The organism is Roseivivax sp. (genome assembly GCF_054552075.1).
The window spans coordinates 52,213-66,957 of the sequence record NZ_JBTOLZ010000002.1; the positions used below are offsets into that span (position 1 = coordinate 52,213).

Annotated in this window: 16 protein-coding genes; 10 read left to right on the forward strand and 6 right to left on the reverse strand. The window is 68.5% G+C overall.

The features are described 5' to 3' along the window. Positions 1–48: 48 nt before the first annotated feature. From ACX938_RS01785 to ACX938_RS01800, 4 genes are read left to right on the forward strand one after another with little or no spacing between them, the layout of a single operon-like run. Positions 49–1,230: an ABC transporter substrate-binding protein gene (locus tag ACX938_RS01785; RefSeq protein WP_459429741.1), complete on the forward strand. Its 1,182-nt coding sequence runs from the start codon at positions 49–51 to the stop codon at positions 1,228–1,230. A gap of 7 nt (positions 1,231–1,237) precedes the next feature. Beyond that, a complete protein-coding gene (locus tag ACX938_RS01790) occupies positions 1,238–2,284 on the forward strand; it encodes an ABC transporter ATP-binding protein (protein ID WP_459429742.1) in 1,047 nt (348 codons plus the stop codon). Then, complete coding sequence (locus ACX938_RS01795) at positions 2,281–3,126, forward strand: ABC transporter permease (protein WP_459429743.1); 846 nt, start codon at positions 2,281–2,283, stop codon at positions 3,124–3,126. Before ACX938_RS01790 ends, ACX938_RS01795 begins: the two co-directional genes overlap by 4 nt. Positions 3,127–3,128: 2 nt before the next feature. After that, complete coding sequence (locus ACX938_RS01800) at positions 3,129–3,908, forward strand: ABC transporter permease (RefSeq protein WP_459429744.1); 780 nt, start codon at positions 3,129–3,131, stop codon at positions 3,906–3,908. Here the strand turns inward: ACX938_RS01800 and ACX938_RS01805 are convergent. Continuing rightward, positions 3,905–5,371 carry an aldo/keto reductase gene (locus tag ACX938_RS01805; RefSeq protein WP_459429745.1) on the reverse strand — a complete coding sequence of 489 codons (1,467 nt, stop codon included), beginning with the start codon at positions 5,369–5,371 and terminating at the stop codon, positions 3,905–3,907. The genes ACX938_RS01800 and ACX938_RS01805 overlap by 4 nt on opposite strands. A 317-nt stretch (positions 5,372–5,688) precedes the next feature. On the opposite strand from ACX938_RS01805, the gene ACX938_RS01810 reads away from it, so the two are divergent. The 6 genes from ACX938_RS01810 to ACX938_RS01835 are packed head-to-tail and all read left to right on the forward strand — an operon-like array spanning position 5,689 to position 10,015. Further along, positions 5,689–6,495, forward strand: a complete 807-nt coding sequence (locus tag ACX938_RS01810; protein WP_232752097.1) for a transporter substrate-binding domain-containing protein — start codon at positions 5,689–5,691, stop codon at positions 6,493–6,495. 59 nt (positions 6,496–6,554) lie between these two features. After that, positions 6,555–7,232: an amino acid ABC transporter permease gene (locus ACX938_RS01815; RefSeq protein ID WP_459429746.1), complete on the forward strand. Its 678-nt coding sequence runs from the start codon at positions 6,555–6,557 to the stop codon at positions 7,230–7,232. 3 nt (positions 7,233–7,235) lie between these two features. Continuing rightward, positions 7,236–7,949 (forward strand): amino acid ABC transporter permease, encoded by a 714-nt coding sequence (locus ACX938_RS01820; RefSeq protein ID WP_232752099.1) that lies wholly within the window; start codon positions 7,236–7,238, stop codon positions 7,947–7,949. Then, positions 7,900–8,637 carry an amino acid ABC transporter ATP-binding protein gene (locus ACX938_RS01825; protein WP_232752100.1) on the forward strand — a complete coding sequence of 246 codons (738 nt, stop codon included), beginning with the start codon at positions 7,900–7,902 and terminating at the stop codon, positions 8,635–8,637. The genes ACX938_RS01820 and ACX938_RS01825 overlap by 50 nt, the downstream gene beginning before the upstream one ends. Beyond that, positions 8,634–9,524 carry a polysaccharide deacetylase family protein gene (locus tag ACX938_RS01830; protein WP_459429747.1) on the forward strand — a complete coding sequence of 297 codons (891 nt, stop codon included), beginning with the start codon at positions 8,634–8,636 and terminating at the stop codon, positions 9,522–9,524. The genes ACX938_RS01825 and ACX938_RS01830 overlap by 4 nt, the downstream gene beginning before the upstream one ends. Further along, the gene (locus ACX938_RS01835; RefSeq protein WP_459429748.1) at positions 9,521–10,015 is read left to right on the forward strand and encodes a GAF domain-containing protein; all 495 of its coding nucleotides are present in this window, start codon (positions 9,521–9,523) and stop codon (positions 10,013–10,015) included. Before ACX938_RS01830 ends, ACX938_RS01835 begins: the two co-directional genes overlap by 4 nt. A gap of 575 nt (positions 10,016–10,590) precedes the next feature. Here ACX938_RS01835 and ACX938_RS01840 read toward each other — a convergent pair. From ACX938_RS01840 to ACX938_RS01860, 5 genes are read right to left on the reverse strand one after another with little or no spacing between them, the layout of a single operon-like run. Then, on the reverse strand, positions 10,591–11,178 hold the full coding sequence (locus tag ACX938_RS01840) for a helix-turn-helix domain-containing protein (protein ID WP_459429749.1): 588 nt from the start codon (positions 11,176–11,178) through the stop codon (positions 10,591–10,593). A gap of 50 nt (positions 11,179–11,228) precedes the next feature. Next, positions 11,229–11,999 (reverse strand): ABC transporter ATP-binding protein, encoded by a 771-nt coding sequence (locus ACX938_RS01845; RefSeq protein WP_459429750.1) that lies wholly within the window; start codon positions 11,997–11,999, stop codon positions 11,229–11,231. Beyond that, the gene (locus tag ACX938_RS01850; protein WP_232752105.1) at positions 11,996–12,841 is read right to left on the reverse strand and encodes an ABC transporter ATP-binding protein; all 846 of its coding nucleotides are present in this window, start codon (positions 12,839–12,841) and stop codon (positions 11,996–11,998) included. The genes ACX938_RS01845 and ACX938_RS01850 overlap by 4 nt, the downstream gene beginning before the upstream one ends. Then, positions 12,838–13,743 carry an ABC transporter permease gene (locus ACX938_RS01855; protein ID WP_459429751.1) on the reverse strand — a complete coding sequence of 302 codons (906 nt, stop codon included), beginning with the start codon at positions 13,741–13,743 and terminating at the stop codon, positions 12,838–12,840. The genes ACX938_RS01850 and ACX938_RS01855 overlap by 4 nt, the downstream gene beginning before the upstream one ends. Then, entirely contained in the window at positions 13,743–14,732 is a 990-nt protein-coding gene (locus ACX938_RS01860) for an ABC transporter permease (protein ID WP_459429895.1), read from the reverse strand. Before ACX938_RS01860 ends, ACX938_RS01855 begins: the two co-directional genes overlap by 1 nt. Positions 14,733–14,745: the final 13 nt, after the last annotated feature.

Sequence of the window (14,745 nt, forward strand, 5' to 3'; positions counted from 1 at the left end):
TGTCCGCATAACGATCAATAGTTCGCTATACGAACAAGGAGGATGAAGATGACCGCCCAACGACCCAGACTGCCCCAGACCCTGCGCCACCCCGGCGCCGGAGGAATGTCCCGCCGCAGCGTGCTGGGCGGCATGGCCGCCGGCCTCGCCGCAAGCGGCCTGCCCGGCACGGCACTTGCCCAGGACGACGGCATCGCGCTCCTGACCTGGGACGCCTATGCCGACCCCCGCCTGCTCGACATGTGGCGCAGCCAGACCGATGTGCCGATCCGCTACGAGATCCACATCTCGGACCCGACCTCGGTGAACCGCCTGCGCGCGGGCGAGACCTCGGTCTGGAACTTCATCAACCTCAACAACCCCTGGGCCCGCGAGATCATGTATCCCGAGGATCTGATCTACGCCCTGCCCCGCGACCGCTTCGAGCCGCTCTATGCCCAGATGTTCGAGAAGTTCGCCATGCCCTACGACTGGGCGCTGTCGAAGGACGGCGAGAACCTCCTCGGCGTGGTGCAGCGCTTCGAGACCTTCGACTTCGTGGTGAACTCCGACGTGATCTCGCCCGCCATGGCCAAGGACGAGGGCTGGGATCTCTTCAACAACCCCGATTTCGCCGGGCGCTACGGCATCCTCGCCTATGAGGACTGGAACGTCATGGACATCTGCATGGGCGCGGGCATCCACCCCTTCAAGCCCAAGACCGAGGCCGATTACGCCAAGTTCGAGGAAACCGCCCGGGCCTGGATCAACAACGCCAAGATGATCACCACCGACTTCGTGCAGCTCAACCTGGCGATGCTCAACGGCGAGATCGACCTTTACTTCACCGGTGGCACCTATACCGCCAGTTCGGCCCGCGCCGAGGGGGCGACCAATATCTACGCCATCACCCCCAACTCCGGCCCCGCCGACGGCAAGGGCGGGATCAACTGGATCGAGCTCAACTCCGCCGTGGCCAATCCCGCCGGCAAGGAGGCGACCTTCGACTTCCTCGAATGGATCACCACGCCCGACGCCGCCGAGATCGTGGCCCGCGGCAACGGCAACCTGCAGCCGGTGAGCCAGATGGCCCAGGACGAGGTGCTTGGACGGTTCAGCGCCGACGAGCTGAACGCGATCCAGTGGGACGAGTTCGACGAGCGTATCGCCAATGCGGTCGAATTCGACATCGTGCCCGATTACGACCGCCTCTACGACATCTACTCGGCGGCCATCCGTGATCGCGGCTGACCTCTCGATGACGCAAGACAGCCGACCCGTTCCGGGCCAAGCCGCGCTCAGCCTCCAGGGGCTGAGCCGGTCCTTCGGCTCTCTCCAGGCGCTTTCCTCGGTGTCTCTCGACATCGAGGAGGGCGAGTTCTTCACGATCGTCGGGCCCTCGGGCTCCGGCAAGACGACGCTTCTGCGCATCCTCGCCGGGCTCGACCAGCCGACCGAGGGGCAGCTTCTCCTGCGCGGGCGCGACATCACGCGGCTCGCGCCAAACAAGCGCCCGACCGCCATGGTCTTTCAGTCGCTGGCGCTTTTCGATCACCGCACCGTGGGCGAGAACGTCGGCTTCGCGCTGAAGATGCGCGGCGTCGCCAAGGCCAAGCGCGACGCGCGCGCCCGCGAGCTTCTCGAGCTGGTGCGGCTCGGCGCGGAGTATTTCGACAAGCCGGTGACGCAGTGTTCCGGCGGCGAGCGGCAGCGCGTGGCGCTGGCCCGCGTCCTCGCCTCCGAGCCCGAGATCCTGTTCTTCGACGAACCGCTCTCGGCGCTCGACTACCGGCTGCGCAAAACGCTCGAGGTCGAGCTGCGCGCGCTGCAGAAGCGCACCGGGCGGACCTTCGTCTACATCACCCACAGCCTCGAAGAGGCCATGGTGATGTCCGACCGCATCGGCATCATGCGCGACGGCCAACTCGTGCAGGTCGGCAGCCCGGCCGAAATCTACGGCCGCCCCGACAGCCGCTTCGTGGCGAGCTTCATGGGCGAGGTGAACATCCTCAAGGTCGCGGAGGGCCGCCTGCCCGAGCTGGACCTGCCCCTGCCCGGCACGCCCGACGGCTACGTCGTGCTGCGCCCCGAGGCGCTGCGCCTCGAGGAGGGCCCCGAGACCGGCGCGCCCGGCTTCGCGGCCCGCGTGGCCGAGGTCTTCCGCCTGGGCTCGCGGGTGCAGCTGCACCTCGAAAGCCCCGCCGGGCTGATGATCGCGGAACTGCCCGCCGAGACCCAGATCCGCCCCGGCGCCACGGCCCGGGTGAGCTTTGCCCCCGAGGCCGCGCATTGGGTGGCCGAATGAGCCCTGCCCGCACCGGATACCTCTTCGCCCTGCCGGTGGCGCTCTTCCTGCTGGCGGGTTTCGCCACGCCCATCGGCATCGTCGCCTGGTACAGCCTGATGGAGCCGCGCACCTTCGCGCTGACCGCCGAGACGACGCTGGCCAACTACCGCGCCGCCTTCACCGAGGGCTACGGCCCGCCGTTCTTCTGGTCGATCACCGGGGCGGTGGCCACGACGCTGGCCTGCGCGCTCCTGGCCTGGCCCACCGCGAAGATGCTGCACCAGCTCGCCGGGCGCGGCGCGGCGGTGCTGACCGGGCTGATCGCGGTGCCGATCTTCGTCTCCGAAAGCGTGCGGCTCTTCGGCATGTCGCTGTTCCTCATGCCCGGCGGCGGCATCCTTGCCGGCAGCCTGCGGGCTCTCTTCGACGTCAACATCGGCACGGTGCTGAACACCAAGCTCGGGGTCTTCCTGGGCATGGTCTACGTGCATTTCCCCTTCATGCTCTTTCCGCTTCTGCTGGGCGTGGCGCTGATCCCGCAGGACCGGCGCGACGCGGCGCGCGACCTCGGCGCCTCGCGCTGGCAGATCCTGCGCGAGGTCGAGCTGCCGCTCGCCATGCCGGGGCTGATCATCGGCGCGCTTCTGACCTTCGTCCTCTGCGTCGGCGCCAATGCCGAGGCGGCGATCCTCGGCGGCCAGGCGATCAGCGTGGTGACCCGCGCGATCGAGCAGCGCTTCTCCTACGCGCAGGATTGGCCCATGGGCGCGGCGCTGACCATGCTGGTGGTCGCGGTGACGGCGCTGGTGGTCTTCCCGGCGCTGGCGCGGATCGATCTCAACAAGCTCATCCGGAGGTAGCCTTGCCCCGTCTTCTCCGTTCGCTCTGGCTGACGCTGATCCTGGCGCTCCTTTACATGCCGATCCTCTCGGTGGTGCTGGCGAGCCTCGCCAACACCCGCTACATGCGCTTTCCGCATCGCACCTGGTCTATCGGCGCCTATACCGACGCCTTTTCCCAGCAGGAGACTCTGACCCTGCACCTGGTGTCGCTGAAGGTGGCGCTTTGCGTGACGCTGTTTTCCGTGATCCTCGGGGCGCTCGGGGCCATGGCCTTCGCGCGCTACGACTGGCGCGGGCGCTCGATCTACCAGAAGGCGGTGGTGCTGCCGATCTTCTTCCCGCAGCCGGTGCTGGGGCTGGCGCTCCTGATGTTCTATTCCGCGCTTGGCATCCCGCCCAGCTGGAAGACCGCGATCTTCGCCCATATGGTCTGGATCCTGCCGATCGTGACCCTGGTGATCTCGATCCGGCTCTTCGGCTACGACCCCGCGCAGGAGGACGCCGCGCGCGACCTCGGCGCCTCGCGCTGGCAGGTCCTGCGCGAGGTCACCCTGCCCCACCTGGCGCCAGGGCTGATCTCGGGCGGGCTCTTCGCCTTCCTGCTGTCCTGGTCGAACCTGCCGCTGTCGATCTTCACCACCGGGGCGGACACGACGCTGCCGGAATGGCTTTTCAGCCGGGTCGCGACGAATTACGCGCCCGTGGTCTCGGCCATCGCGGTGATCGGCACCTTCGCCTCGGTGATCCTGGGCGTGCTGGTGCTGCTGGGGCTGCGGCTGAGCCGGGCCCGCGCGGGCTAGTCCAGCTCGGCCTCGGCCTCGATCTCGACCAGGTAGTCGCCGATCAGATCACCCGCGACGATCAGCGTGTTGGCCGGGCGCACCGCGCCGAAGGCCCGCGCATGGGCCGCCGAGACGCCCGGCCAGTCGGCCTCGCGGGTGAGATAGATCCGGGTCCGAAGCACGTCCTCGGGCGCGCCGCCAAGCGAGGTGATCGCCCCTGTGATCTTGTCGAGGATGTAGACCGCCTGCGCCTCGGCGTCGCCCGGGGCCACGGGCGCGCCCGCGGGATCGGTCGCGGTGGTGCCGCTGACCAGGATGCGCTTGCCCTTGCGGATGGCCCGGGCAAAGCCCGCCTTGGCCTCCCAGATCGAGCCGCTTTCGGCGATTGTGCGCGCGGGCCGCGCGGGCGACGGGCCGGTCGCCATGACCGGCGGCAGCGCCGCCATGTGGTGCGACAGATCCCCCGAGGCGGTCAGGAAGGGCGGCTTGCGGTATTCGTCGCCGCAGTCGCCCGGCACCGGGGTCAGCGCCTCGATGGCCCCGGCGATGGCGGCGCGGTCCTCGGTGTCGAGGCGCAGCCCCATGAGCCGGGCGTTGTCGGCGCGGTGGCTGTTCTCGCCCAGCCGCGCGCCGACGATCACGCCCGCCACGGAGGCGTGATCCAGCACCCAGCGGCTCGCCACGTTGGAGACCGAGACGCCGTGCTTGTCGGCCACGCCGCCCAGCACCCCCATCAGCGCCTGGAAGCGCGCCCAGCCGCCGGTGGTGTCGATGAAGCGCTTGTATTTCATCCGCGACCAATCGGGGATGTCCCGAGGCTCGGGCGCGTCGCGCCAGCGGTCCGAGAGGAAGCCGCCGCAGAGCGTGCCGAAGGCCAGAAGGCCCACGCCATGCTCCTCGGCGACCGCGCTCAGGTCGCCCGCCGCGCGACGGTCGAGCAGCGAGAAACAGACCTGGTTCGAGGTCACCTCGATCCCGTGCTTCAGGACCAGCCGCAGGTGCTGGGCGTCGAAATTCGTCAGGCCGATACGGCCGATCAGCCCTTCCTCGCGCAGCCGCATCAGCCCTTCCAGCGCATCGAGGTATTCCGGCGACTGGTATTGCCACCAGTGGAACTGCATGACGTCGATCCGGTCCATGTCGAGCCGCGCGAGCGCGCGCTCCACCCCGGCCCGCACGGTGCCGAGGTCCATCGGCCCCGGCTCGGGGCACCACTTGGTGAGGATCACCGGCGCGGCGCGGCCCTCGGCGGTGAGGATGCGCCGGGCGCGGCCCGCGACGATCTCGGCGCTGCCGTAATGGTCGGCCATGTCGAAGGTGTCGAAGCCCTCACGGGCGTAATCGGCCAGCGCCTCGGCGGCGGCGTCGAGGTCGTAGGATTTGCCGTCCCGCTCCTGGTCCGCCATCTGCCAGAGACCGGTGACGATGCGCGAGACGGACAGGCCCGAAGCGAGCGGTGTCCGGTCGAGAGAATGGGCCATGCGGGCCTCCATTTGCGAACTGATGTGCGGAAAGCGGTCGGTTGCGGGATGATTGTTCGTTTCTCGGGACACGTCAACCTCCCTGTCCGACTTGCAGGAGCGCCGGGAATAGCACCGGATTTTCAGCGCCTTAAGCGCCGACGCAGCCAGCCACCCAAGCCCAAGAACCGCCGCGCCACCCGGCACGCCCAAAAAATCAATTGACCGCTCGCCCCGCCTTCGCCAAGCTCATTAGCGGACAAAAGTCCGTATATCGCACATAAGAGGTCGGCCCGGGTCTGCGCCCGCAACGGCCGCATCCAACGGGAGACACCAAGATGAAGACCTGGTTCATGGCCGGCGTCACGGCGCTGGGACTGGCTGTCACGGGCGGCACCGCCGTCCAGGCGAAATCGCTCGAGGACATCCTGTCCGACGGCACCATCCGCATCGGCATCAACCCCAATTTCCCCAATATGAGCACCCGCAACGACAGCGGCGAATGGGAGGGTTTCGACATCGAGATCGGCACCCGCATCGCCGCGGCGCTTGGCGTCGAGGTCGAATGGGTGCCCACCGAGACCGCCCAGCGCGTGCCCTTCCTGGTCTCCGACCGGATCGACGTCTCCATGGGCGCGCTGACCCGCAACTCCGAACGCGCCAAGCTGATCGACTACACGGTGCCGCTGCACACCGAGGTGCTGGCCGTGCTCGCCACCGACAAGATCGAGGGCGACAGCTGGGAGGACTTCAACACCGAGGGCGTGACGCTCGCCAACATGCGCGGCAACTGGACCGTCGGCTGGATCGAGGAGAACATGCCCGAGGCCGAACTCGAGCTGGTGGACACGATCGCCGACACCGTGCGCCTCGTGGCCCAGGGCCGGGCCGATGCCATCGTCGAGAACATCGACTTCTTCATGGGCTTCACCGAGAACTTCGAGGACGTGAACTGGCGCGTCGTCGAAGAGCCGATCTTCGTGGCCTATTGCGCGCTTGGCGTGAGCCAGGGCAACGACAACCTCACCGAGGTGCTGAACATCATCCTCTACGACCTGCACTCCTCGGGCGCGGTCAATGCCGTCTGGGAAGAGAACTACGGCGCGCCGATGCTGCGCGAAGTGACGCCGGACCCCTGGTTCTGATCCGACACTAAGGGGCCTCGGCGCAAAAGCGCGCCGGGGCTCCGCCTCCGAGCAGTGGCATGAATTACACGTTTCAGTTCAACGTCGTCTGGCGCAATTTCGACGCCCTTCTCGAAGGGGCCTGGCTGACGCTCCAGCTGGGTGTCTTCGCCTTTACCATGGGCGCGCTGGTGGGCCTTTTGGGTGCGGCGATCAAGACCTACGGACCCTGGCCGCTGCGCTGGCTGGTCAATCTCTACGTGGTCTTCATCACCAACACCCCGGCCCTGATCCAGATCTATTTCCTTTATTTCGGGCTGCCCGAGTTCGGCATCCGCTGGTCGAACGAGGCCTGCGTGCTGATCGGGCTGACGCTGAACGCCGGGGCCTATCTGACGATGATCCTGCGCGCGGGCTTCCTGTCGGTGCGCCGCACCGAGATGGAAGCCGGCGAGACGCTGGGCATGAGCCTGGTGCAGAAGATCCGCTACATCGTGGTCCCGCATATCGCCAAGTCGATCTACCCGGCGCTCGCCAACTTCTTCATCGTGATCCTGGTCATGGGGACCTCGGTCGGCGCGGTGATCGGCGTCGACGAGCTGACCGGCCAGGCGATCAACCTCTCGACCGTCAATTATCGCTGGCTCGAATACTTCACCGTGATCGCGGTCATGTATGTCGTGCTGACCTTCATCGCGAGCCTCGGGCTCGCCCTGGTGGGCCGCTGGGCCTTCCGGGTCAAGGCGCGGATCTTCTGAGCCATGGAGCGTATCCTCTCGCAGATGCCCGAGTTCTTCACCTGGGCCAACCTCGCGCTTCTGGGCAATGCCGCGCTGATGACCCTGTCGATGACGCTTCTGGGCTGCCTCGTGGGCTTCGCCCTGGCGCTGGCGCTGGTCATGCTGCGCACCGCGCCGGGCCGCTGGGCGGTGCCGCTCCGGGTGCTCTGCATCCTCTACGTCGAGGTCTTCCGCCGCATCCCCTTCCTGGTGGTCATCTACCTGGTGCTCTTCTTCATCCAGACAGTCTCGAGCGACACCTCGCTCTTCACCATCGCGGTGATCTCGATCTGCATCTACGCCATCGCCTATACCGCCGACATCATCCGCGGCGGCATCGAGTCGGTGCCGCACACCCAGATCGAGGCCGCCCGCGCGATGAACATGAGCCACCTGCAGACCATGTGGCACACCATCCTGCCGCAGGCCTGGCCGGTGATCCTGCCGCCCGCCCTGGCCTTCTCGGTCTCCTTCATCAAGGACACCGCGCTGGTCAGCCAGATCGGCGTCTTCGAGCTGACCTTTCGCGGCAAGGAGCTGAACAACCAGGGTTATTCCGGCGTGCTGGTCTATGGGACCATCGCGCTGTGCTATTTCGCCATGTCATTCCCGCTCAGCCTGCTGGGCCAATATCTGGAGGGGCGCCTTGCCACACCTCGCAGTCAACGACGTCTACGCAAAATACGGCGCCCTTGAGGTCCTGCACGGGATCGCCTTCGAGGTCGACCGCGGCGAGGTCGTCTCGCTGGTGGGGCCCTCGGGCTCGGGCAAGTCCACCGTGCTGCGTACCCTGGTCGGGCTGACCCCGGTCAGCCGCGGCTCGGTCGAGGTCGACGGCACCTCGATCGACTACCGTTCCGGCCGGGCGCTGAAGGCCGCGCGCGACCGCATGGCCATCGTGTTCCAGCAGTACAACCTATTCCAGAACATGAACGTCTTGCGCAACGTGACCCTGGCGCCGACCAAGGTGAAGGGCCGCAACCGCCGCGAGGTCGAGGAGGAGGCCATGGAGCTTTTGGCGCTGGTCGGCATGTCCGACAAGGCGGGCGCCTATCCCGACGAGCTCTCGGGCGGCCAGCAGCAGCGCGTGGCCATCGCTCGGGCGCTGGCGCTGAAACCCGACATCCTGCTGCTCGACGAGGTGACATCGGCGCTCGATCCCGAGCTGGTCAACGAGGTGCTGGACGCGATCCGCCGCCTCGCCCGGGAGGGCATGACCATGCTGCTCGTGAGCCACGAGATGGCCTTCGTGCGCGAGGTCTCCTCCAAGGTGGTCTTCATGGACAAGGGCCGGGTGGTCGAGACCGGCGCGCCCGCGCGGATCTTCGATGCGCCCGAAAGCGACCGCGCGCGCGACTTCTTCGGCAAGGTGCTGCGCGGATGAGCGCGCCCGCCCCGCAGGACTGGCCCGAGGCCCGCTGGCGCGGCGCGGTGGACCTGGTGCGCGCGGGTCCCCGCCTCCTGCCCCGGGCCTGGCCGGGGGGCGCGCGAGCGGCACTGGCGCTTTCCTTCGACTGCGACCACGAGACCTTCGAGATGGGCGGTGGCGGCAGCGCGCCGGGGCGGCTCGGCTGGGGCGAATACGGCCGCCGGGCCGGCGTGCCGCGCATCCTCAAGGTGCTGGCCGCGCATGACGCCCGGGCGAGCTTCTTCATGCCCGCCGTCGCCGCCCTGATCGACCCCGAGGAGCCCCGCCGCATCGTCGCCGAGGGCCATGAGATCGGCGTGCACGGCTGGATCCACGAGAACACCTCGACGCTGACCGAGAGCGAAGAGCGCCGCCTTCTGACCCGCGCCCGCGACACGCTGACCGAGATCACCGGCCAGCGCCCCCTGGGCCACCGCGCCGCCCATTGGGACCTGAGCCCGGCGACCATCCGGCTCGTGGCCGAGGCGGGATTTGCTTATGACAGCTCGATGATGGCCGATGACACGCCTTACGAGCTTTTGACCGAGGGGCGGCGCAGCGGCCTCGTCGAGATCCCGGTCGACTGGGTGCGCGACGACGCGGTCTACCTGCTGTTCAACCGCCAGCCGCCGACCCGGCCGACGCTCTCGCCCGACGAGGTCTTCGAGGTCTTCCGCCGCGAGCTCGACGGTGCCGCCGAGGAAGGCGGGCTCTGCCAGCTGACCTTCCATCCCTTCGTGATCGGCTACCGCTCGCGCATCGGCATCCTCGACGCGCTTCTGCGCCACGCGCGGGCGCGGGGCGACATCCATATCGCCACCCACGCCGAGATCGCGGCGCTCTGCCGCAAGGAGATGCCATGACCCCGAGCGCGGCCCTTCTCGCCCGCTTCGACGCCGACCTGGCCGCCGCCGAGCGCCCCGAGGCCGCCTGGGCCGCGCTCGACGCCCTGGTGCGTGACAGCGTGGGGGCGAAGCTCTTCACCGTGATGACCGTGGACATGCAGGCCATGCTGGCGCGCCGGGCCTATAGTTCGGACCCGGAGAACTACCCGACCTCGGGCACCAAGCCCATCGAGATGAACGCCTGGTTCCGGCAGGTCCATGGCGAGGGCCGGAGCTTTGTCGCCAATACCCTCGAGGAGATCGCCGCGGTCTTCCCCGACGCCGAGCTGATCGGCCGCCTCGGCTGCGCCTCGGTGATCAACCTGCCGATCCGGCAGGATGGCGCGCTGGTCGCGACGATGAACATCCTGCACGAGGCGGGGTATTACACGCCCGAGCGGCTGGCGGTGACGGAGCAGGATCTGAGCGGGCCCGCGCATCGGGCGGCGACGCGGGCCGGGGTGGTGTGAGGTTTGGCTTGACGCCCTCCTCCCTCTCAACCCGCCCCACCAGAGGGCGCGCGCCGGACCGGGGGCCGGCGCTGCTGACCTGAGAGCAAGGCGCTTTATCCCAACAAGGTCAGGACTAGAGGCGATCTATGCGCTTCGCCCACAAGAGCGCCGGCCCATCGGGCCGGTCCGGCGCGCGCCCGGCACCTTCGGTGCTATTCGGGCGCAAGAGGCGCGAGATTTCGACGGACCGGCGGAAGGTGAGACGGGGTTTGGGAGTCAGCTCCGGAGACTGGTGCGCAGGTTGAGAGGGCAAGGTCCGGTTGCTTGGCGCTCCATCTCCGATCCACCGCCCTGCCCCCTCTCAACCCGCCCAACCAGAGGGCGCGCGCCGGACCGGGGGCCGGTCCGGCGCGCGCCCGGCATCTTCGATGCTATTCGGGCGCAAGAAGGGGGCGTTGGCGCCTTTTGTGCTGGTCAGGCGTCAGAAGAGGGCGTTGGTTGTCGGCGGCTTTTCTTGGGGATTCCGGGGCGACGGACCCGACTTCTTTGCTGCCCACAGAAGCCGCCCAGCCCACCAACAGCCACCAGCCCCCTCAAACAATCGTCCCCACCCGATCCCCGAACAAATCAATCGTCCCGGTCCAGAGCACCCGCACCGGCACCTCGAAGGGGTTCGCCCAGCCGTGCTTCCGCGTCGCGTCGTAATGCGCGCTGTCGCCCTCGTCGAGCGTCATGCATTCGCCCTCGAGCGTGAACTCCAGCCGCCCGGAGAGCACGTAGAAGGTCTCCTCGCCCGCGTGGGTGACCTCCTCGGAGCGGTAGCCGGGCTCGATGGTCACCACGAAACAGGACAGCTCGCTGCCCGGGAAGACCGCGCCGAGGCGCTCGTAGCGCACCGGCACCGCGCCGAACATGAACTGCACCCGCGAAGCGCCGCGGGTGATGCAGTCCACCGGCTGCGGGCGGGCGATGAAGAAGTCGATGCCGACCCCCAGCGCCCGCGCGATGCGCGCCAGCGTGGTCAGCGTCGGGGTGGCCTTGTCGCGTTCGATCAGGCTCAGGTAGCCGGTGGAGATCTCCGCCGCCTCCGAGACCGCCTGCAGCGTCAGGTCGAGCTTCTGCCGCCGGACGCGGATCGTCGTGCCGATCTGCGCCTCGAGATCCTCCAGGCTGATGCCCATCTCTCTGCCTCCCCCCCCTTGGCGCCCGCCGCGCCCGCCGTCCCGGACACTCAGCCGGCCTGTCCCTGCCGCTCCCCGGCGCCCAGGCTGAACCTGTATAACTCCTGCGCGTAGGGATCGGAAAACCGTCCCTCGCGCAACTGCCCCGCCTCGGCCTCTTCGACCATGCGGCCCTTGCGCAGCACCCCGAGCCGGTCGCACATGAAGCCCACCACCGGCAAGGCATGGGTCACGAGCACATAGGTCAGCCCGCGCTCCTCGCGGAGCCGCACCAGCAGGTTCAGGATCTCGGCCTGCACGCTGACGTCCAGCGCCGAGGTCGGCTCGTCCAGCAGCAGGAGCTTGGGGTCGAGCATCAGCGCCCGGGCGATGGCCACGCGCTGGCGCTGGCCGCCCGACATCTGGTTCGGAAAGCGGAAGCGGAAGCGCTCGTCGAGGCCCACCGCCCGCATCATCTCGATCACCCGGTCGGCGCGGTCGGCCCGCGTGCCGATGCCATGGATCACCAGGGGCTCGCTCAGCGCCGCGTCCACCGTCCGGCGGGGGTGCAATGAGGCATAGGGGTCCTGGAAGACCATCTGGCAGTGCCGTGCGAAGCCGCGCCCGCGCGGCCCCTCGAGCGACTCGCCCGAAAGCCGGATCGTGCCGCTGATGTCGCGCGCCATGCCGACCACGGCGCGCAGGATCGTCGACTTGCCCGAACCGCTTTCGCCGACCAGCGCGTAGCTCTCGCCCTGGGCCACCGAAAACGAGACCTCGCGCACCACGGTGCTGCGGCCGTAGCGGACGCTCAGACCTGAGATCTCCAGCGCGGCGCTCATGTGCCCCTCCCCTCGGTGTCCCAGGCCCGATCGAGCACCGGCAGAAGCCGCCGCGTCTCGTTCATCCGCGGCACCGACTCGAGCAGCCCGCGGGTATAGGGATGCGCCGCCGCGTCGAGCCGCCCGGCCTCCAAAGCCTCGACCACCTCGCCGCGATACATCACCAGCACCCGGTCGCAGTAACGCGCCACCAGCTTCAGGTCGTGGCTGATCAGGATCAGCCCCATGCCGTTGCGCGCGATCATCGTCTCGATCAGGTCGAGCACCTGCGCCTGCACGCTCACATCCAGCGCCGAGGTCGGCTCGTCGGCGATCAGGATGTCGGGCTCGGGGATCAGCATCATCGCGATCATCACCCGCTGGCCCATGCCGCCCGAGACCTCGTGGGGGTAGAGGCCCATGACGTGCTCGGGGTCGTGGATGCGCACCTGGGTCAGCATCTCGATGACCCGCGCCCGGATCTGCCCGCGCGGCAGGGTGCCATGCACGCGCAAAGCCTCGGCGATCTGGCTGCCGATGGTCATCACCGGGTTCAGCGAGAACTTCGGGTCCTGCATCACCATGGAGATCCGCGCCCCGCGCACCCGGCGCATCTGGCGCTCGGACATGGCGGCCAGGTCCATCCCGTCGAAGCGGAGCGCCTCCTGCCGGACCCGCGCGGGCGGCGGGATCAGCCGCAGAAGCGCCCGGGCGGTCAGCGACTTGCCCGAGCCGGATTCGCCCACGATGCCCAGCCGCTCGCGGCCGAGGTCGAAGGAGACCCCGCGCACCACCTCGACCGGGCCGCGCGGGCCGGGGAACTCCACCCGCAGGTTCTTCACGCTAAGCAGCGGTTCGGTCATCGGCCCTCTCTTTGGCGCGGATCGAGCACGTCGCGCAGCCCGTCGCCCAAAAAGCAGAAGCCCAGCGAGACCACGATGATCGCAAAGCCCGGCATGGTCGCCACCCACCATTGATCGAGGATGAAGCTGCGCCCGCGCGAGATCATCGCCCCCCATTCCGGCAGGGGCGGCTGCGCGCCGAGGCCGAGGAACCCCAGCCCCGCGGCGGTCAGGATGATGCCCGCCATGTCGAGCGTCACCCGGATGATCGTCGAGGACATGCAAAGCGGGATCACATGCAGGCTGATGACCCGCAGGCTCGAGGCCCCCTGCAGCGTCACCGCCGAGATGAACTCGGAGTTGCGGAAGGTCAGCGTCTCGGCCCGGGCGATGCGCGCATAGGCCGGCCAGGAGGTCACCGCGATGGCGATGATCGCGTTCTGCAGCCCCGCCCCCAGCGCGGCCACGAAGGCCAGCGCCATGATCAGCTTCGGCAGAGACAGGAAGACATCGGTGATCGCCATGAGCACCCGGTCGGTCCAGCCGCCGAAGTAGCCCGCGACCGCGCCGATCACCAGGCCGATGGGCGCCGAGATCAGCGCCACCATGACCACGATCAGAAGCGTGATCCGGGTGCCGTGGATCACCCGGCTCAGGATGTCGCGGCCAAGCTCGTCGGTGCCCATCCAATGCGCCCAGCTCGGCGGCAGGAGCCGCTCGCCCAGGTTCTGGCCCACCGGCGAGGAAGGCGCGAGCAAGGGTGCAAAAAGCGCGGTGACCACCAGGACCAGGATGATCAGCGCCCCGAGCATGGCGAGCGGCGAGCGCGCGAAGCTTCGCGCCACCCGGAAGGCCTGCCCCGCCTGGGCCTGCCAGCGCGAGGCCGGCGCATCGTCGGTCAGCCAGAGATGCAGGCGCGCCATCAGCGGCTCCTCGGGTCGAAGACGCGGTAGAGCACGTCGGAGAGGCGGTTGATCACGATGAAGACCGTGCCGATCAGGATGGTCGCGCCGAGGACCGCGTTCATGTCGGCGCGCAGAAGCGCGGTGGTCAGGTAGTTGCCGATGCCGGGCCAGGAGAAGACGATCTCGACCATGACCGAGCCTTCGAGCAGCACCGCGTAGGACAGGCCGATCACCGTTACCAGCTGCACCCGGATCGGGTAGAAGGCGTGTTTCCAGATCACCGCGCGCGGGCTCACGCCCTTGACCCGCGCGGTGGTGACGAACTCCTGGCCCAATTGGTCGAGCATGAAGCTGCGGGTCATCCGGGCGATATAGGCCAGGCTGAAGAAGCCCAGGATCGCCGAGGGCAGCACCAGGTGCGAGACCGCGTTGCGAAAGATCTGCCAGTCGCCGGCGATCAGCGCGTCGACGGTCAGAAGGCCGGTCACCGTGGGGACCACCCCGTCGTAGAAGATGTCGATGCGCCCGGGCCCGCCGACCCAGCCGAGGCCCGCGTAGAAGACCGCCAGCGCCACCAGCCCCATCCAGAAGGCCGGCACCGCGTAGCCCAGAAGGCCCAGGACCCGGATCACCTGGTCGATCCAGCTGCCCGCCCGGGCCGCGGCGGTGACGCCCATGGGCACGCCCAGGCTCACGCCGATCAGGATGCCCAGGGTCGCCATCTCGAAGGTTGCGGGGAAGAAGCGCTTGAGGTCCTCGACCACCGGCCGCCCGGTGGTGAGCGAGGCGCCGAGATCGCCCGTGACCACGTCGCGGACGTAGATCGCGAATTGCACCAGGAGCGGCCGGTCGAGGCCCAGGGCCTCGCGGGTGGCCAGGTAGACCTCCTGGCTGGCGCGGTCGCCGACCACGGCGACCACCGGGTCGATGGGCACGATTCGCCCGATGAAGAAGGTGATCGCGAGAAGCCCCAGGAAGGTCAGCGCGGTCACCGTGGCAAAGCGCAGGACGGCCGTGCCG